The organism is Bradyrhizobium stylosanthis, from assembly GCF_001641335.1.
Classification (GTDB): Bacteria; Pseudomonadota; Alphaproteobacteria; order Rhizobiales; family Xanthobacteraceae; genus Bradyrhizobium; species Bradyrhizobium stylosanthis.
Genome location: NZ_LVEM01000004.1, coordinates 941,646 through 960,427, shown reverse-complemented (window position 1 = coordinate 960,427; position 18,782 = coordinate 941,646). Strand labels below are relative to the sequence as shown.

17 protein-coding genes and 1 tRNA gene are annotated in these 18,782 nt (G+C 63.9%); 9 read left to right on the top strand and 9 right to left on the bottom strand.

What is annotated here, in order from left to right:
• Positions 1 to 74 precede the first annotated feature (74 nt).
• Positions 75 to 872: an adenylate/guanylate cyclase domain-containing protein gene (locus tag A7X65_RS30885; RefSeq protein ID WP_063692380.1), complete on the top strand. Its 798-nt coding sequence runs from the start codon at positions 75 to 77 to the stop codon at positions 870 to 872.
• A complete protein-coding gene (locus tag A7X65_RS30880; RefSeq protein ID WP_156528238.1) occupies positions 869 to 1,540 on the top strand; it encodes a hypothetical protein in 672 nt (223 codons plus the stop codon). Before A7X65_RS30885 ends, A7X65_RS30880 begins: the two co-directional genes overlap by 4 nt.
• 30 nt (positions 1,541 to 1,570) lie before the next feature.
• Here A7X65_RS30880 and A7X65_RS30875 read toward each other — a convergent pair whose 3' ends face one another.
• Positions 1,571 to 3,019 carry a M81 family metallopeptidase gene (locus A7X65_RS30875; protein ID WP_063692636.1) on the bottom strand — a complete coding sequence of 483 codons (1,449 nt, stop codon included), beginning with the start codon at positions 3,017 to 3,019 and terminating at the stop codon, positions 1,571 to 1,573.
• A 96-nt stretch (positions 3,020 to 3,115) separates the two neighbouring features.
• Positions 3,116 to 4,462, bottom strand: a complete 1,347-nt coding sequence (locus A7X65_RS30870; protein ID WP_063692376.1) for an MFS transporter — start codon at positions 4,460 to 4,462, stop codon at positions 3,116 to 3,118.
• Between the two features lie 138 nt (positions 4,463 to 4,600).
• Between A7X65_RS30870 and A7X65_RS30865 the strand changes: the two genes are divergently transcribed.
• From A7X65_RS30865 to A7X65_RS30855, 3 genes are all read left to right on the top strand, one after another.
• Positions 4,601 to 5,416 (top strand): helix-turn-helix domain-containing protein, encoded by an 816-nt coding sequence (locus A7X65_RS30865; protein WP_063692374.1) that lies wholly within the window; start codon positions 4,601 to 4,603, stop codon positions 5,414 to 5,416.
• A 123-nt stretch (positions 5,417 to 5,539) separates the two neighbouring features.
• A complete protein-coding gene (locus tag A7X65_RS30860; protein ID WP_082885124.1) occupies positions 5,540 to 6,328 on the top strand; it encodes an aspartate/glutamate racemase family protein in 789 nt (262 codons plus the stop codon).
• Positions 6,325 to 7,302, top strand: a complete 978-nt coding sequence (locus A7X65_RS30855) for an asparaginase domain-containing protein (protein WP_063692372.1) — start codon at positions 6,325 to 6,327, stop codon at positions 7,300 to 7,302. Before A7X65_RS30860 ends, A7X65_RS30855 begins: the two co-directional genes overlap by 4 nt.
• 37 nt (positions 7,303 to 7,339) lie before the next feature.
• Here A7X65_RS30855 and A7X65_RS30850 read toward each other — a convergent pair whose 3' ends face one another.
• The 3 genes from A7X65_RS30850 to A7X65_RS30845 form a co-directional block, all read right to left on the bottom strand.
• Positions 7,340 to 7,573 (bottom strand): hypothetical protein, encoded by a 234-nt coding sequence (locus A7X65_RS30850; protein WP_145668969.1) that lies wholly within the window; start codon positions 7,571 to 7,573, stop codon positions 7,340 to 7,342.
• Between the two features lie 176 nt (positions 7,574 to 7,749).
• Positions 7,750 to 9,405 carry a lipase family protein gene (locus tag A7X65_RS42160; RefSeq protein ID WP_156528237.1) on the bottom strand — a complete coding sequence of 552 codons (1,656 nt, stop codon included), beginning with the start codon at positions 9,403 to 9,405 and terminating at the stop codon, positions 7,750 to 7,752.
• Positions 9,406 to 9,611: 206 nt separating this feature from the next.
• A complete protein-coding gene (locus tag A7X65_RS30845; protein WP_063692368.1) occupies positions 9,612 to 11,261 on the bottom strand; it encodes an amidohydrolase in 1,650 nt (549 codons plus the stop codon).
• Positions 11,262 to 11,588: 327 nt separating this feature from the next.
• On the opposite strand from A7X65_RS30845, the gene A7X65_RS30840 reads away from it, so the two are divergent.
• From A7X65_RS30840 to A7X65_RS30835, 3 genes are all read left to right on the top strand, one after another.
• Positions 11,589 to 11,837, top strand: a complete 249-nt coding sequence (locus A7X65_RS30840; protein ID WP_063692366.1) for a hypothetical protein — start codon at positions 11,589 to 11,591, stop codon at positions 11,835 to 11,837.
• 594 nt (positions 11,838 to 12,431) lie between these two features.
• A complete protein-coding gene (locus tag A7X65_RS42155; RefSeq protein ID WP_145668946.1) occupies positions 12,432 to 12,662 on the top strand; it encodes a hypothetical protein in 231 nt (76 codons plus the stop codon).
• A gap of 143 nt (positions 12,663 to 12,805) precedes the next feature.
• On the top strand, positions 12,806 to 13,090 hold the full coding sequence (locus tag A7X65_RS30835; RefSeq protein WP_063692364.1) for a hypothetical protein: 285 nt from the start codon (positions 12,806 to 12,808) through the stop codon (positions 13,088 to 13,090).
• Between the two features lie 225 nt (positions 13,091 to 13,315).
• Here A7X65_RS30835 and A7X65_RS30830 read toward each other — a convergent pair whose 3' ends face one another.
• From A7X65_RS30830 to A7X65_RS30820, 3 genes are all read right to left on the bottom strand, one after another.
• Complete coding sequence (locus A7X65_RS30830; RefSeq protein WP_063692362.1) at positions 13,316 to 14,686, bottom strand: heterodisulfide reductase-related iron-sulfur binding cluster; 1,371 nt, start codon at positions 14,684 to 14,686, stop codon at positions 13,316 to 13,318.
• Positions 14,687 to 14,858: 172 nt separating this feature from the next.
• Positions 14,859 to 14,934 (bottom strand) — tRNA-Ile (locus A7X65_RS30825).
• A 327-nt stretch (positions 14,935 to 15,261) separates the two neighbouring features.
• Positions 15,262 to 16,236: a Bug family tripartite tricarboxylate transporter substrate binding protein gene (locus A7X65_RS30820; protein WP_063692361.1), complete on the bottom strand. Its 975-nt coding sequence runs from the start codon at positions 16,234 to 16,236 to the stop codon at positions 15,262 to 15,264.
• Between the two features lie 106 nt (positions 16,237 to 16,342).
• Here A7X65_RS30820 and A7X65_RS30815 point away from each other — a divergent pair, with 106 nt between their 5' ends.
• On the top strand, positions 16,343 to 17,308 hold the full coding sequence (locus A7X65_RS30815; protein WP_063692359.1) for a TAXI family TRAP transporter solute-binding subunit: 966 nt from the start codon (positions 16,343 to 16,345) through the stop codon (positions 17,306 to 17,308).
• 189 nt (positions 17,309 to 17,497) lie between these two features.
• Here the strand turns inward: A7X65_RS30815 and A7X65_RS30810 are convergent, their stop codons facing one another.
• On the bottom strand, positions 17,498 to 18,727 hold the full coding sequence (locus tag A7X65_RS30810) for an ABC transporter substrate-binding protein (RefSeq protein WP_063692357.1): 1,230 nt from the start codon (positions 18,725 to 18,727) through the stop codon (positions 17,498 to 17,500).
• Positions 18,728 to 18,782: the final 55 nt, after the last annotated feature.

The window sequence follows — 18,782 nt, the reverse complement described above, 5'->3', positions numbered from 1 at the left end:
GCCAACGCAGGAATGTCCGATTACGTTTTGGCCCCGGGTCCGCCCAAAACGTTCCTGCGATCGGCCGCACGTTCATGCCAAAGTATCTTCGTATCGGAGTCCATCAGTCGAACGTCTCCGGGTACACGTCGAAGGCGTGGTGCGTCAGGCGCACCGGCTCGACGATCTTCCTGAAATGGGGCGCGGTCGAGGTGGAAGGCGCCGGCAAGGGGCGCAAGGTCTACTGGACGCGCCTGCCGCAGGAGAAGACCATCCGCTGCCGCACCGCGCAGCGCGCCCAGGACTATGCCAAGGCCGCCATCGCGAAGCGACGCAACCACCGCTATGAACCGCTGACCGGGGCCATCGCGAACCGGCGCCGGAGCGCCAGCAATGGCGCCGAGCCCAAACAGGCGCTCGCCACCATCCTGATCGTCGACATCGTCGGTTCCACCGCAAAGGCCGCCAAGCTCGGCGACGCCCGCTGGACCAAGGTGATGGGCCACTATTACGCGGCCGTCCGCAAGGAGCTGAAGAGCTCACGCGGCAAGGAGGTCGTGACCACCGGCGACGGCGTGCTCGCGACCTTCCGGGCGCCCGCTGCCGGCATCACTTGCGCCACCGCGATCCAGAAGGCCGTGCGCACGCTCGGCCTCGAAATCCGCGTCGGCCTGCATGCCGGCGAATACACGCTCAGCGGCGGCGAGATGGTCGGACTCGCCTTCCACATCTGCACCCGCGTCGCCGCCAAGGCGCGCGGCGGCGAGGTCCTGGTGTCGAGCGCGGTCAAGGAGCTGATGAAGGCGCAGCCTGCCATCGGCCTGAAAGATCACGGCATGCACCGGCTCAAGGGCGTGCCGGAGCGGTGGAGGCTCTACCGGGTGGAGGGGTGAGGGGCTCGGCATCCGATGCCGGCCGCAGCTCGCCGGGTGCCGGGGCCGTTCTTGCTGCGACATTGACGCCGCATTTCATGCACTCCGTGCGGACGCTCATCCCGTCCGCCGCGCTGATCATCTTGACCGCGATCGCCCCTGCGGAAGCCGCAAGCAGCCGGGCGCACCTCGCCGATGCGCGCGCGATCGCGGCCCTCGAACTCGCCGGCGAAAAGACGCTCGGTCCGTGCCGGATCGACGGCGAGGCATGGATGGACTACGCGATACCCGCCGACCTCGCGCGAAAATATCTCGGCCGGCCCAAGGGTGCCTCCGCCGCGCCGCCGCCGGCATCGCCACGCGCGGTGCTCGATCCGCGCGGCACGCGCCCCGCGCTATTCTGCAGCAAGGACGAAAGCCGCGTGCGCCGGGACGCGGCGGTCGCCGCATTGCGGCCGGGAGAGCGAACCACACAAATCAGCCTTGCCTACACCTGGCCCGCGCTCGACGCGGCCGGGCGAACCGCGATCGTCATCGTCGAGCACGATGCCGGCACCTGGCAGCGCGATGCCGACGGCTCCACGGTGCGCACATCGGGAGAAATGTTCGGCGCCGCGCATGTCTACAAGAAGCGCGGCCGGCGCTGGAGGCGCGTTGCGACGGAGGAGGTCTATTCGGGGCTCTATTGAGCGAATGCAAGCCGGCCGCCGCGCTCTGCCTCAATTGTCGATCGGCCAGAGGTTGCGCGGCCGATGCCGATATCCCAACTCTTTCCAGTTCATGCTGGCGCCGCCGGGCGAGTCCACGAACAGCACCTTGGCTGCGGATGGCGCATAGGCGGTATAGAAATGGTTCGCCGATTTCACCACGACGATCTTGCGGGATCTCCAGTCGAGGCCCATCGGGGTGAAGAGGTCCCCGAGCGCCTGGATGCGCTTTTCGACCAGCACGATCTCGATTCCGGCGATGTCGATCCGGACCGCCCGTCCCATCGGCGTGTTCAATCCGGAGCCGAAGCAGTTCAGCATGTCCGGCGCCGCCGCGCAGTTCAGCACGCGGGCCTCGACGTCCAGCGGCTGGCCCGATGCCGGCGAATGCTTGCCGCCGATGCGCAAGGGAAGGCGGGCGCCGGCTCCCGCCGAATAGCAGATCGCGAGCGCCAGCGGATCGTAGAACGGTCCGATACAGGCCTCCGTGATGCCGCGCTTCAGCATCGCGGCGAGGACGAAGGTCGAATCGCCGGCCGCCCCTCCACCGGTGTTGTCGGCGACATCGGCGAGCACGATTGGATGGGTCGGGCTGCGCGTTGCCTCGTCGAGCGCCGTCTCGATGTCCAGATACTGCGCAAAACATCGATCGCGTATGCCGAAGAGCTCGTCGCGGAGCTGTGCCGCCAGAGCATCGCCCTGGCTCTTCCGCCCGTCCGTGATGACCAGCATCTTGGTCCCGAGCTCGGAACAGTCGCCCCAGGCAAATCCATGCACGCACGAAATCGAGAGCACGCCGTCGCTGCTTTCGAGCTCCTTCATGCGCAGCACGAATGAGCGCATCGGCTCGCGCAACGTCATGAACTGCGCGATCATGTCGCAGTCCACGATCGACATGACCGGCTTGATCTCCTTGCGCGCCGTGCGCAGGCAGAGATCCACCAGCTCCCTGGCACGATCGAGGATATCGAGATGAGGATATTCCTTGAAGAAGATCAGGATATCGGCGTTCTCGTACTTCTTGCGCGACAGGAAGCCATGCAGGTCGAGCTCCACGCCGATGACCACGTCGGGGCCCACGATCCCGCGGACCTCGGCGATGAGATCGCCCTCGGCGTCCTCGTAGCCGTCGGCGATCATCGCGCCGTGCATGGCGAGCGCAACGACGTCCACCGGCATCGCGGCGCGCAGATCCTCCAGCAGGCGGTCCCGCAGCGTCTCATAGGCCGTCCGGGTCGTCATGCCGTTGGGCTCGGCGAAGCCGCCGCGGCCCTGCACGATGTCCAGCGGCTCGACCTGCGCGCGCTCGCGCAGGGCGCGCAGCACCATGCCGAACAGGTGGTACTCGAACGGCTTGCCGTCGCTCGCGGGCAGCTCGTTGGGCATGAACTGGTCGATCGAGGTCGGAAGCGGCGAGAACGTGTTCGTTTCCGTGCCGAACAGGGCCGTGAATATGCGCATGGTCATCACCGGCGATTCGAGGGAGGCCGAGAATACTGGTCGATCGGGGCGTTGGCAGCCGTCTCCTGCCAACTCCCGCGAACGACGTGCTTTGGACTACGCTTTCGCGCCTGCTTCGGTCTGAAACTCGGCCGCACCGCTGGGGGCGGGACGCAGCGCGACCAGCATCACGACCCCGGCCAGCGCGAACAGCCCGGCGACGAAGTACATCGACATCGCGACGTCGCCGGTGCGGCTGTTGATCTGCGCCATCATGATCGGGCTCACCACGCCTCCCAGCAATGCAAGGCTGTTGATGAAAGCGATCCCGGTGGCCGCGACAGGCTTGGCCAGATATTCGGTGACGACGGTCAGGAACAGCGGCAATGCTGATGCGAGACCGAGCATGGTGACGCAAAGGCCGGCGAGAGAGCCGACGAAATTGCCCTGCGTGAGAATGCAGATCCCGAGTCCCGCCGCCGCGACGAAGGTGCTCAGCGCGTAGTGCCAGCGGCGTTCGCGGGTCCGGTCGGAATGCCGGCCCACGAGGATCATCGCGGCAATGCCGACGGCCTGCGGGGTCGCGGCGAAGACGCCGACCAGAAGCAGGTCCTCGACGCCCCAGCCCTTGATCAGGCTGGGGATCCAGAACACCAGCGCATAGTTCGCCGCGATCAGGAGGAAGTCGGACAGCGCCAGCGTATAGACGCGCCAGTCGCGGAACAGCGCCTTGAGCGCGCTGCCCGACGCCGTCGTGGTCGGCCTGTGATATTCGATCTCCGCCTTGAGGCTCTGCTTCTCCTCGTCCGTCAGCCAGTGTGCGTCCTCGGGGCGATCCTGCAGCCACAGATACGCGGTGATGCCGAGCAGGCTGGCGGGCAGGCCCTGGGTCAGGAACAGCCATTGCCAGCCCGACAGGCCGCCGACGCCGTTCAGATATTTCATGATGGCGCCGGACACGGGCCCGGCGAAGACGCCGGCACCGACCACGGCGGCCATGAGGATCGCGAGCACCTGCCCGCGGCGGGGCTCGGGATACCAATAGGTCAGATAGAGCACGACGCCGGGCAGGAAGCCGGCTTCGAACACGCCGAGCAGGAAACGCATGACGTAGAACTGCATCGGTGTCTTGACGAACATCATGCCGGCCGCGACGAGGCCCCAGATCAGCATGATGCGCAGCAGCGTCTTGCGGGCGCCGATCCTCTGCATCAGCATGTTGCTGGGCACCTCGAACATGACGTAGCCGACGAAGAAGAGCCCGGCTCCGAGCCCGTACACGGCGTCGTCGAACGCCGGCAGCTCCATCATCTGCAGCTTGGCATAGCCGATGTTGACACGGTCGATGTAGGCGACCATGTAGGACACCATGAGCAGGGGAAGCAGTCGCCATCCCACCTTCTTGTACAATGCGTCGTTCGCGGGATGCGTTGCGTGGGAGGCACTTGGAGATTGCTTGGTCATGGCGCGCCCTGTCCTTGATCGGAAGGGCTCGATACTGGGCAGGGGCCTTGGCGCGCGCAATTTTGCAAGTGGTTGACGAATGGTGCAACCTGACGCGACCAATGCGCCAATTGGCAAGAGACGGGGTCGGGGCATCAGATGCACACCAATGCGAACTTTCCTGGCAATCTGAAGTTGCTCTGCAACCACTACCGGTCCATTGCCGAGGTCTGTCGCCGGCTCAAGATCAACCGCGCCCAGTTCAACAAATATCTCAGCGGCCAGACCGCGCCGACCGCCCATAATCTCAAGCGCATCTGCGATTTTTTCGGGATCGACGAGAGCGAGATCGTGCGGCCGCACGACGAGTTCGCCCGGATCATCGGCGTGCGGCCGGGCTCGTCGACCCAGGTCGTCCCGGCCGCGCCGCCGCTCAAGCATGTCGAGGAGCTGCACCGCCGCTCGTCGGACGCCTTGAAGAAATATGTGGGCTACTATTTCGAGTACTACCATTCCATGTCGTCGCCCGGGCGCATCCTGCGGTCGCTGGTGCATCTGCGCGAAGAGGGCGGATATGTCGTCTGCGAGCGGATCGAAAGATTGCACGATCCCAGCGCGCCGACCCAGCACGTGCAGTGCCGTTATCTCGGCACGGCGTTCTACCTGCAGGAGCGCATCTTCGTGCTCGACTACGAATCGCTGACCTCCAACGAGATCACGCAAACGGTCCTGATCCCGAGCTTCAAGAACCGGATCGTCCGCCTCAACGGATTGAAGCTCGGCGTCAGCGCGGCCGATCAGCGCGCGCCCTGCTGCACGCGCGTGGTGTGGGAGTATCTGGGGGCACAGGTCCCCCGCATCAGGTGCTACCGCCAGCTCGGCCTGTTCGCCCCCGATGACGACCAGATCAACGCGGATGTCAGGCGGCGCCTGCAGGACACGAGGTTCGACCAGGGGCTGTTCTTCGTGCCCTGAAGCGCGAGCGACAGCTTGCATCAGATGACCCGGGCAAGTCGCGCCACTGCGGAGCGAGTTGCGAAATTGCACGGCGTTGGAGCGCGCGGCAAAACCGGCTGCGTTCTCAACGGTGCCATCATCATGAACTCGTTCACCTCGCCGAATCCGGATCCTCATTCCGGGGCCTCGAACGTCGCGCTCGCGGGCTATGTCGCCAGACCCCGGATCGGGATCATCACCGGCTCGGGCCCCGAAGCCGGGCTCGATCTCTGGACCAAGGTGCTGCGGGAAAATCGCCGCCGGATGGGTTCGCAATTCCGTCACGACACCGATGCGCCGGCGGTCGACATCATCTCCGATCCCGCGCTTGGCCTGTCCATGGAGCTCGATCACACCGAGCAGGAAGTGTGGACCGCGCTGCGGGCCGATGCCGAGGCGCTCGACGGGCGGGTCGCCGCCTATGCCATCGCGTGCAACACGCTGAACGTGTTCGCCCCGCGCCTCAACGAGCTCGGGCTGACGGCCCGCCTGATCTCGTTCGCGGATGTCTTGGCCGCCCATCTCCGGCGACGCGGCGACACGCGGGTGTGCCTGCTCGGCGCACGCACGGTCGCCGAGCTCGGCGCGTGGTCGCCATACCGGTCCTTGCGCAGCGTGGTCGATTTCGAGCCGCTGGACGAGGACGGACGCATGGCGCTCCACCAGCTCATCTATGACGTCAAGCAATACGGCTCGCATCATCCGGATCTGCGCGAACGGTTTGTCCGCCTGCTCGATCGGGTGCGCTCGGACACCGTGCTGCTGGCCTGCACCGAGCTGCCGCTGATCGCCGACGTCGAGACCAGCAAGCATCTGGTCGACGTGACCCAGCTTGTCGCGGAGGCGCTGGTCGATTGCACCGGGCTTGCGGCAACGCCGGGCGGCGCATGAAGGCGGGCGGCAAGATCGGTGTCGTCGTCACCGGCGGCACGATCGGGATGCAGGCCGGCGATGCCGGCCTGGCACCGGCCGCGGGCCTTGCCGCGCGCCTGCGCGAAACCTTGTGCGCGCACGGAAGGCGTGACGTCGGGCCGTTCATCGAGCTGGCGCCGCTGATCGACAGCGCCAATGCCGGCTCCGAGTTCTGGGTGCGCGTTGCGGCCGCGGTGGTGTCGCTGGTCGAGGAGTCCGATTGCCGCGGCGTCCTCGTTCTCCATGGCACCGATACGATGGCCTATACGGCGGCCGGGCTTGCGTTCCTGCTGCTGGGCTTGCCGGTGCCGGTCGTGCTGACCGGCGCCATGCATCCGATCGGTGTCGCCGGAAGCGATGGCTGGGACAATCTGTCGGGCGCGCTGGACCTCCTGGCAGGCGGCCCGCCGGCGGGGATCACCGTCTACTTCGCGGGCCGGCAGATCCCGGCTGTCCACTGCAGCAAGTGGCGGACCCGGACCACCGACGCATTCACGCGAACCCTGCGGCCGACGAGCGATGGGCCCGCGCCCGCTCAGCCGCCCTGGAGCTATCGCAAGCTGGTCGCACCGGCGCGCGTCGCCGTGCTGCCGCTCCATCCGGGCTTCGAGCCGACGGCGCTCGAGGCGCTGGTGGCTGCCGGCGTGCCCGGCTGCGTGCTCGAATGTTACGGCTCGGGAACGGCGCCGGTCGCGGACCCGCGCTTCATCGCGGCGCTCGAGCTGGCGCGCTCCCGAAACACGGTCGTGGTTGCGACCAGCCAGTGTCCTGAGGGCGCAGTGGCCTTCGGCCATTATGCGACGGATCACCGGCTGAAGACCGCCGGCGTCGTGAGCGGAGGCGGCATGACGCGCGAGGTCGCGCTGGCAAAGCTCGGCATCCTCCTGGGCGCGGGGCTGCCGGCCGCTACCTGCCGGGACTGGATGGGCGTGAGCGTCCTCGGCGAGATCTAGCCTCGGTCGTGTCGAGCTTGCCCCGGCCGCTGTTCAGTCAGGGACGCTGCCGGATATTCGCGCCGGGCGGCGTGCCCGTCATCTGTATCGGTTCACCGGCCGCGCGATCCAGCGGCGGATGCGGCCGCGCGAGGCCCGTCGTGCCGGGCGGCGTGTCGTTGCTGGCCGTGCGCGTGTTGACGTGCTCAATCGTGATCGTGGATGCAGCCACGATGGCGATGGCCAAGGCGATGGCAGACAGAACTAGGGTCGTCCGATCCTGGTCGTCCATGACGAGACCTCCGCGAAACGGCTCCGTAGCGGGGAGATAACGCGGGACGGGTGATTTGGTTCTTGCCGGGGCGCCGGCACCGGGAAAGAACGTGGGCCTTGGCAACGGTCCGTGTTCGCTTCGGCTCCGCTCCAGCTACGCCGGACGCGCTTCGTCCTTCGGCCTGGGAGGGGGCGCTATCTACCGAGCGCAATCCAATCCGCTATTCGCTCGATGCATTCGTCATGGGTGTAGTATGCGGCGTGCACCAACGTCTGATCGGCTTCAATGGTCCGTAAGAGCGCTTGCACGTCAACGCCGGTGACAGTCACTTTTGCGAAAGTTTCAGACACGCTTAGAAGATGTCTGGCGACCCACGCACTTCGATCGTTGAGTGCAATTGCTTGTGCGACGGGAGAAATGTCTTCGTACTTGACTATATCGCCAAGGCGCCGTGGACATTGCTCAACGGCGGGGAGTGGAAACTGATAGCCCTCTAAGCCCATTGCGATCCTGAGTATGAGCTGCCATGCCGCACGGCGCACAGCGTAAGTCCCAACCGCGACAACCGTATTTGCTATTGCGCCGGTAGTCCGACTAATCCAACGAAATGGAAAAAGATAAGCGGCAATAAACCGGTCTCCAAAAAGAAGACTGGATGTGATTGAAAGCACCAGAAACGTGGAAAGCATCGAGAGGAATGGATGCCACTCGCTATTGCCGTTCAATTCATTGCGGTGAGACCATAACATATAGCATGTCAAAACGAGCCAGAGATGGACGGCCGCTGCCCCGATTGCCGGGCCAACACTGATCCTTCCAAGTGGACTGTAGTTCAGTCGATCCGCTGCGGCTCGTTGAATGTAGCTAGATGTGAGCGAAGAGATCAAATATCGAAGAAGCCCATCTTTGGCCGCTAAGGGGTTTTTGGTGACTCTCAAATGATGGAGAACCTGCCACGCTTCGTCTATGCGACTGCTCAGAGCTAGCATTTGGGGCTTAGCGCTAGAGGTTGTATGGGTGGCGCTCGCAGATGACACGCTTGAGTTACGCTTTCTGTTCCAGCGCCACCTGAACATTAATGCAAGTAGGACCACTCCACCGCTAATGGACCAAATCTCCCTGTCGGGGTACCACGGAGTAAAAAGCGTGGCTTGAAGAATTAATGCAGCACCGGTCCATAGCACGACGTCGCTAAGAACTCGCGTCCAGTACTTTCTGAAGTATGTTGACCAGGAATCGCGCAGGACGCGTTTTCGCCAGCGAAGCAAGACACCCGCCAAAATTACTGCAGTGGGAGCGATGACGATGACGGGGTGTTCAGAAACCAGCGCCCATTTTGCCCACACTCCGTACCCCTGCATCGCGATCAACATGATACCAAGGCCGAGAAGTATCTCTCGACGAACTTGATCGTTTTCGAGGACGGGAGACGTCACGTCCATGAACGGAGTTCCAAGAGTGACAAGCCGGCCGGTTGGCGCCTCGCCATCCTCCGTCGCATCTATTTTCGGAAGGGCCTCGATTAGAACATTGCCTCCATGGCTGTGCGCCACGACATGACAAAGCCAGCCTGCCTTCTGCAGCTCATGAACGTAGTCGCCTAGCGCATCCGCGCCCTTAGTGCGAGCCACCCAACTATTCTCGCCAGACCAATGGAAAGCTCTCGTGCCTTCGTCGCAGTGCGCCCAACAGCGCGCAATCGAACCTCTAGCTTGTAGTGCCTTATCCAGTTTTGAGACGAAGCAGCCATCGCTGGAGCCCGACTGATACCAGTGCAATTTGCTGGAAACAGGCGCGGCCCACGTCCCATGGACGATGATCACTGTCTCTCTTGAGGGCGGCGTTTCCATGGTAACGCCCCTGTGCCAAGGCGAGTTGGATTGTCCGAATGGTAATGCACGCTTCGCGCAATCTCAAGTAAACCCGTACTCCAACTCGTTGGCTGAGGAGGGAGCCAAGCGAGAGCAAGCCCCTCAACCTCTTGGTCCGAAGGTAGGCCTGGCAGGACTCGAACCTGCAACCAGACCGTCATGAACGATCGGCGGCCCGCCAACTCCTACTTTGCGCTCGAGAAAGCATCCGCCGCGTAGACGGCCTTGCCGCCCACGACCGTCAGCAGCGACGCCGTGCCGCCGATTTGCTCGACGGGGACGGACATGAAATCCCGGTCGAGGATCGCGAAGTCGGCGAGCTTGCCGGTCTCCAACGTGCCGCGCCGCGTCTCGTCGAAGCAGAACCAGGCGCTTCCCACGGTATAGAGCCGCAAGGCGTCTTCGCGGCTGGGTGTCTCGTCCGGGCCGCGCGTCGGTAGTCCGCCGACGGTCTTGCCGTCGAGCATCCATTGCAGCGCGACGAACGGATTGTAGGATGCGACCCGGTGGGCATCCGTGCCGGCCCCGACATGGACGCCCGCGCGCAACGCCGTGACGATCGGCGGCATGCTGCGCGCGGCTTCGCCGGCCTGCGCCACGATACGGTCGCCGCCGAGATACATGGCGTCCTGCATGGTCCAGCCGATACCGAGGGCCTTCATCCGGGCCAGCGTTTCGGGCGAGGTATTGTCGAGATGGGCGATGGACCAGCGCAGCGGCGCGATCGGCGTCTCCTTGTTGACCTGTTCATAGAGGTCGAGGAGCTGATGGACGGATTTGTCTTCCTGCCAGTGGATGGTGACCGTAAGCCCTTGCTTGGCCGCCCAGCGAACGATCTCGAGGAATTTGTCCTTGGCGGCCGCGTCCGGCGCGTTGTTGTTGTACATGGCGCCGGTGATCCGCTCGCCGATGCCGTTGAAGCGCAGCATGTCGTCGCCGAATCCCATCGGCAGGAACGGCGTGAGGGTCTTGTACTCCTCGAATTCCGCGCCGACATTCTGGGCGAAGAGGCTATAGGCGACCCGCACCGAAAGCGATTTCTCGCGCCAGAGCTTTTGCAGGGCGGCGTAATGGCCGGGATAGATGCTGAAGCCGCCGGGATCCACGATCCCGGTAATTCCGAGGCGATTGAGCTCGGTGAAGAACTGCCTTGTGCCCGCGACATTCTCCTCGAAATTCGGCCTCGGCAGGCGATCGAACAGCGCGGAGATGCTGACAATGGAGCCGTTGAACCAGCCCGTGGTTTCGCCCGATGCGGCGCGCTCGGCCGTGATGCCGGCCGGCAACTGATCCGCGGAAATGCCGAGAGCTTGCTGCGCTTTCGGCGTCATCAGCAGCGCCGAATAGAACAGCTGGATGTAAGCCGGATTGTCGGGAACGGCCGAGATCACCTCAGTCAGGGTTGGCCGCCGCTTCTCCGCAAACTGCAATTCGCTCCAGCCGCCGGCCACGATGATCCAGGACGCCGGGCGCGCTTTTGCCGCCTGGCGCAAGCGTTCCATCGCCTCGCCAATCGTCTTTGCGCCGATCCAGTTGACCTCGGTCGCGTAGGTGAGGCCGGCGCGCACGGCGTGAATATGGGAATCGATCAATCCGGGAATGATGGTGCGCCCGCCTGCGTCGACGCGGCGCGTCGCAGGCCCGATCAGCCCTTCCACGGCATCGTTGCCGCCGACGGCAACGATCTTGCCTTCGCGGACTGCGAGTGCCTGCGCGATCGTCGATGCGGGATCCAGCGTCACGATTTTCGCGTTCGTGACAACGAGGTCGGCCTTTTGTGCGTGAGCCGAGGTCGCCCAGCACGAGATCACCAAGATCGCCAGAAGCTTGCGCATGTTCAGTCCCGGAATGAGAGAGGCAGGGGCAGAGAGGCAGGAGCAGCGCCGCACATCCGCCGCTGGACGCGCTTGCGGACATCGCGCATCGCAACGGGGGCGTGTCGTGATCTTGATCATGTAAAATCAGCGAGTCCACCGGAAAATCCGGTCATTGCCCCAGTCATTGATTTTCGAGCCTGCCTACAGGCTGTGAGCCAGCCGGGCGGATCTGCGGCCGGCGCAGGAACGACTGGCCAATATTCGATTGCGGTAACTGAAAAACAGGAAGAGACTTTGACGGTCGGACCCGACAAGCCCTTACGGCTATCACCGAAGGAGGAGGGAATGACCGCCCAAAATTACGGATGGAAGCCGCCCACTGCCGCGCAGCGTGAGGCGCAAAGGCTTTTCAAGGAAACCGGTGCCCAAGTGGTGATGTCCGAGTATGAACGCACCCAGGCGGCGTTTCATGCGAACCGCGAGAGGCTGAAGGCTGAACGACTTGCGCGCGAGGCCGAAGCGACCGCCCGCAAGCACAAAAATCTGATCACGGCCCACTCTCCGAATGTGCATGGCGGTCTGCGGCACCGCTGATACGAGCATGGCGATCCTCGCCTTGGCTCAGCAATCGCACGCAAGTTCCACTCTCGTGCAGCTCAAGCCGGCCGCAAGGGAGCCAGCCTTACACGGCACGAGCCGTCCTCAGCTTCTAAGGCCTGGAAGGCCAAGCCGGATCGCTGCCGCAGGTTCGCACGCGGCGCTCCCGCCAGCCCTGCCCATCCCAGAAGCGCTGGGTATTCCAGTGGCACGGAGGCATCGCCTCGCCAACGGGGGCATCGACATAGCCCGACCAGTACGGAGCGCCGCGCGGCGGTCCGGGATAAGTGCGCGGATACGGATTGCCGCCGGGTCCGTAATCATCGCGCGGATACGCCGGCGAGCCTGCCAAAACGGCCAAAGTCGCGGCGGCAGCGAGAGCCGATAACGTCTTCCTCATGGTGAACCTCGCAGGTAAGTCAGACTACCATACATGGGGCGATCTGCTCAGATAGCTTTGCGAAGGGCTGTGCTGGCGAATATTTCAGGTCGGAACGCCCATGATCGTGCGAGGCGGCAAAGGTCCGCCTGCACGAGGCTGCAGAAACGGGTTAAGGTTGCAGCCCGATCGAGGGCTAAAAGGCAAGTTCAATGACTGCAATCAAGCTCCTGTCGATTGGACTGATCGCGATCGCCGCGCTCACGTCGTCCGCCGTGGCGCGTGAGCCACGCGTCAAAATCCGCGTGTCGCCTATGAGGCTTCCGGCTGAACCGGGTGGCCGCTGGATGATCTGGGGCGGCATTCCAATATGGTTCGGTCCATCGGTCCGCGGGTGGCCCGGCCATATTTGCGACGAGGGCGACAATGCCCGGATATGCTGAGATGCGGAGGACCTGAGATCAGAAAACTGCGAAAGGGATTTTCGAAAGACTCCCAACGCAGGACGAGCATAGAGGTTCGGCGAGCGATCCGGCTAAACATGGTGGCCGGGCGAACGGTGATCGCACCCCCAAGGAGGGCAAGCATGGAACGCACAAAGAAAACTCTTCCGCTCCTGGCCATTCTTCTCCTCGCCGTGCTGTCGAGCGGCGAGCCTTTCGGACATGTTGCCAAAGCGCAAACCGCGACGACTACGCTCGCAGCTCAAATCCGCAGTCAGGGCTTCGATTGCGACCAGCCGCAGAAGGCAACGCGCGACGCCAAGCTGTCGAAGCCGGATTACGATGTCTGGGTTCTGACGTGCAAGAACGCGACCTACAGGATTGGCCGGTATCCCGACCTGCCGGCAAAGGTCGAAAAGCTGCAATAGGGCCTTCGCTTGCCTCGGCCCCCGATAACGGGCTTCTGCATGGCTACCGGTCCGTCTTCGCTTCCGCTCGGCTCCAGCTACGCCAAGCAGCAGAGCAAGTAAGGCCGCTATCACCGTCGTCTTGCTCGCGGAGAATTTTTTCGCGATGTCCGCTTGACCCCCGTGAGAGGAAAGACTGCGGACATTGCGAAACCGCCGCTATGGGCAATAGGCCACGTCAAGCTGTTATGACGGCGCCACGACCCCCGCGCCCTGCTCTGGAAGCGTGCCGCTCTTCAGGGGGAGCGGCTGATCGCCAAGCAGCACCTTGAGCACCACGTCACGCGCATGGCTTGGATCGAGCGAGTGCTTTGCGATCAGCTCGCTACAGTCGGCGACGATCTGGTCGGCGTCTTGCATGATCTTGAGTTCCTTGTAGCGATCGTGCCGATGCAGACCCATGCTTTCGCCAACCACTTCAAGGATATTCATGATACGGAATGGCCAGTCGCGCTCGTGCGCGCAGAGTTCGCGATGATCGGAATGATATACCGCAACCAGTGCATCGACACCTGCATCGCGCGCCGCCTCAAGTTCCGCAAGCTGCAATTCGCGCTTGTACTTTGGAAGTACGCCAACGTTCACGCTCTGCAAACCTACCGCCGGTTGGTTCAGATCGACGAGTTCGATACCTGGGACGATCTTCAGAATTTCAGCGGCGGCTTCCACGACGCCGGCCACGCCGGGATGTTTGTGCAGCGCGACCCGCATTTCGACCCTGCGCTGAAGGTGCGGCTGTAGCTGCGCCAGCCGGTCACCAAGAAAGCGCATGAACGGGTTCATCTCGAACGGGCGGGAGCCACGCTGTCGCTCCACCGTCGGCAGGATGGTTTCCGAGTACTGGACGTAGCACGTCGGACACCAGGAGATCACCTGACCCGAGTTCGAGTGCGACAGCTTTTCCATGGTGTTCGAGCCCATGCGACCGGCCATCTCGGGGTCGCCAGACCTGAGTTGCGCAATGCCGCAACAATGGCTTGGTCCGCCCATGACCTGGTAACTGACGCCGAGCGCATCCATGATATCGAGGGCAAGCAGGGCAATGTGCGGGGTCTTGAGCACATTGCAGCCGGTGTAAAACACGAAGTCCGGCGCCTTGACGGGCGCGGAAACCGACGCCGATCTTTGACCCAGTCGTTCGAGCACTTCCGTATCGAGCTGCAGGTGCGAAAGCACAGTCACTCCGCGACTGCCGTCGCGGTACCTTTCCACGCCCTGTCGACGTCGTTCGGCAAGCTCATTGTCCGACTTCGCGATGCCAAGCCGCGCCATGGAAAGCAAGAAGCGTGGATTGACGCCGTAGTCGCACGCGCTGATGCATGCCCCGCTCTGCATGCAGGACTGCGCCCATTTGCGCGATGCTTCCGGGCCTTTGCCGGTACGTACCAGTTCGAGGATGCCGCTGATGATGTCTTCGGACTTTGCATCCGAGATGCCGGCCGGTTCAACACTCGGACAAACCTCGACGCACTTCCCGCAGCGCGTGCAGGCGTTGAGCATGTCTTCGACATGTTCGCCCAGAGCTGTCTCGAATGGGACCTCGTTCGTCGGCGGCATGACCAGCTCCGGTCCTGGACTGCTGACAGATCCATAACAACTTTGGAACTTAATCCACAAATAGCAGCGCGTATACCGTTCGCGGCCTTCTTGTGCACGAGTGACGGTTCGGCCACGCTCCGCCCTTCGTTCTCGGCGCGGCTGCGCCACGCGTAGCCCGCAGGGCGAAGCGTGGTGGGCCCGGCAGGACTCGAACCTGCAACCAGACCGTTATGAGCGGCCGGCTCTAACCATTGAGCTACAGGCCCCGCCGCGGGACGGCCCGCGGGAACGCGCGGCCGGTGACGGTGCGCGGTTCGTTTACAGGGATGGAGGCGGGGGTGCAATGCTGGCTCCGGCGGGACGGAAGCCCGGCGCAGCACCGCGGACGATTTTTGAATACCCGAAATCTGCGATTGTGCTCTTATAATCCTGTTTTGCCCGACGGCGCAAACCGGTTTCCGCCGGGCAAATCGCGCCGTTTCCGTAACCCCTTGTAATTGCTGGCCTCGGCTACTGTGCATGGGGTTGTTTTCGAAACTTTTTGTTTGAGAGGGCCTTTCGGCCCCCTCAAACCTTTTGCCGGCGAGCCGGTCCTAGTCGACCGACACCCCCGCGAACTCCACGACCTTCTTCCACTTCTCGGTTTCGTCCGCGACCAGCTTGCCGAACTCGGCGGGCGTCATTGGCCTGGGGATGCCGCCGTTCTCGGTCAGCCGCGCGATCACCTTCGGGTCCTTCAGCGCTTCGCCGACGGCCTTGTTGAGGATCTCGATCACCTCCGGCGGCGTGCCCTTCGGCGCGGAGATGCCGTAGAAGCCGACCGATTCGAAGCCGGGCACGGTCTCGGCGATCGCGGGCACGTCGGGCACGGTCGGCCAGCGCTTCGGCGAGGTCACGCCCAGCGCACGGACATTGCCGCCGCGCGACTGCTCGAGCGCGGAGGGCAAATTGTCGAAGATCAGCTGCACCTTGTTGGAGATGATGTCGGGGAAGGCGATCGCTGAGCCCCGGTAGGGCACGTGGATCATGTCGCACTTGGTCATCGCCTTGAACAGCTCGGCCGACATGTGCACCGAGGTGCCGTTGCCGGACGAGGCATAGGAGATCTTGCCCGGGTTGGCCTTGCAATAGTCGATGAACTCCTGGACCGTCTTCGCCGGAAATGCGTTGGAGACGACCAGCATGTTGGTGAGCTGCATGATGCTCGCCACCGGGGCGGTGTCGCGCAAAAAGTCGAACGGCAGCTTCTTGTAGAGCGAGGTCGAGATCGCGTTGTTGGGCGCGACGAACAGCAGCGTGTAGCCGTCGGGGGCTGCGTTGATCGCGGCCGCGGCCGCGATGTTGCCGCCGGAGCCGGCCTTGTTCTCGACGATGAACTGCTGGCCGAGGCGATCGGAGAGCGCCTGCGCCATGATCCGCGCCACGATGTCGACCGGGCCGCCGGCGGCAAAGCCGATCATCCAGTGCACGGGGCGGTCGGGATAGGCGGCGGAGGCGGGAGGGGAGGCGCTGAAAAGACCTAAGACAACTGCAAGCCCAAAAACACCGTTACGCAAAATTCGCAACATGACGCCTCCCATTGTTCTATTGTCGTTGGGGGCATGCTTTCACAAAAACGCGCTTCTGCCTACATCGTCGCAAGTCGGTGTTGACGCAGGCTCGCCGGGAACGACCATGAGATTCGCATCCACGATCCTTTTCGCAGCAGTGCTGATTTCCAGCCCTGCCGCTGCTCAAACCGGAGGCAAGGCCATTTCGACCACGACACTCAGCCTCGGCACCGCGACGCCCGGCGGCGGCTTCCCGCTCTATGGCAACGCCTTCGCGGAGGTGATGAACGCGGCCGATCCGGCCGCGACCATCGCGCCGCGCAATACCAAAGGCAGCAACGAGAACATTCCGCTGCTCGAGAAGGGCGAGCTCGATCTCGCGCTGGTAGCGGGCGAGCCCGCCTATGAAGCCTTCGCGGGCATCGGCCGCGGGCCCGTGCGGCTGAAGATTCTCACGGCGATCTATTCCAACCCCGGCATGTTCGTGGTGCGCGCGGACAGTCCCTACAGGACGATCGCCGATCTCGTCGGCCAGCCCGTCGCGTTCGGCGCCAAGGGCTCGGGCCTGCCGATCCTGGCGCGCTATGTGCTCGATGGTCTCGGCCTCAAGCAGGACGAGGATTTCAAGGCGATCTATCTCGACCGCGCCGGCGACGGTCCCGCGATGGTCGAGGACGGCCGCGTCGCAGCGCTGTGGGGCGCCGGCATCGGCTGGCCCGGCTTTGCAGCAGTGGCCTCGAGCGCATCAGGCGCGCGCTTCATCGCCCCCAGCGCGGACGAGATCACGCGCATCCGCGCCAAGCATGCGTTCCTGAAGCCGCTGACGGTTCCGGCCGGCAGCTACCCCAAGCAGTCCGAGCCGATCGCCTCGCTCGGCTCGTGGAGCTTCGTCCTCACGCGCGAGGATCTGCCCGACGACGTCGCCTATCGCCTGGCCAAGACGCTGCATGGCGTGGAAGCGACGTTCTGCAAGACACTCGCGCAGGCCTGCGAGACCACCGCGGCGAACACGGTCGCGGCCGCGCCGCGGCCGGAGCTGATCCATCCGGGCGTGATGAAGTATTTTCGCGAGATCGGGGTGGTGAAATAGCGAGTGCTCTTCCTTCCTTCTCCCCTTGTGGGAGAAGGTGGCGCGAAGCGCCGGATGAGGGGTTGTTTCCGCATGTGAGACTGCTCGTGAGGATAGATACCCCTCACCCGTCTCGCCGCTGTGCGGCGAGCCACCCTCTCCCGCAAGGGGAGAGGGGGCACCGACAGCGCGGCTAGCTGTGCGACACCGTCACTTCTTCACCATCGCGCACGCCGGGTCCGGCGGGCCGAACGCCTTGTCGCCCGAGATCGTCGTGAGGATCTTGTAATAGTCCCACGGGTACTTGCTCTCCTCCGGCGTCTTCACCTGCACCAGCCAGAGGTCGTGCACCATCAGATTGTCTTCGCGCAGTTTGCCGTTGCGGGCGAAGAAATCCTCGACCGGCTTCTCGCGCATCTTCGCGGCGACCTTGAGCGGATCGTCGGTACCGGCTTCCTTGATGGCGTTGAGATAGTGGATGACGCTGGAATAGACGCCGGCCTGCCACATCGACGGCATCTTGTTCATCTTGGCGAAGTAGCGCTTCGACCATTCGCGCGTCTTGTCGTCCATGTCCCAGTAGAACGAGGTCGTCAGCAGCAGGCCTTGGGCTGCCTGCAGGCCGAGGCCGTGGATGTCGGTGATCAGCGCCAGCAGCGCCGCCATCTGCTGGCCGCCCTTGAACACGCCGAACTCCGAGCCGGTCTTGATCTCGTTCATGTTGTTGGGGGGACCGGCGGCAATGCCGATGATCTTGGCCTTCGAGGCCTGCGCCTGCAGCACGAAGGAGGAGAGATCGGGCGTTGCCAGCGGCGGCCTCACCGAGCCCAGCACCTTGCCGCCATTGGCGGTGATGACGCTGGAGGCATCGCGTTCGAGCGAGTGGCCGAAGGCGTAGTCGTCGGTGATGAAGAACCAGCTGTCGCCGCCGCGCTTGACCACCGCATCGGCGGTGCCGACCGCGAGCGCGCGGGTGTCGAACACCCACTGCATCGCGTAAGGCGAGCAGAACTTGCCGTGGAAATCCGCGGTGCCCGTGGAGTGGGTGATGAACAGCCGCTTCTTCTCGTTGGCGATGTTCTGCACCGCGAGGCCAACGGCGGAGACCGGCACGTCGACGATGAGATCGACCTGGTCGACGTCGTACCAGCGCCGCGCCAGCGAGGCGCCGATGTCGGCCTTGAGCTGGTGGTCGCCGACGATGATGCTGATCGGCTTGCCGAGCACCTTGCCGCCGAAATCGTCGATCGCCATCTGCGCCGCGGTCACCGAGCCCTGGCCGGTCGGCGCCGAGGCGGGACCGTTCATGTCGGTGAGCACGCCGATCTTGACGACGTCGTCGGACACCTGCGCCATGGCGGCACCCGGTAGCAGGGTCGCCGCCAAGGGCATCGCTGCAATGGCGGCCGCGACCGGCAGTCCAAATCTCGTTGGCTTCACGCTTGTCCTCCCCTGACCCGGCGCGTTGGCCGGTGTTGCCTTCGCCGGGTACGGC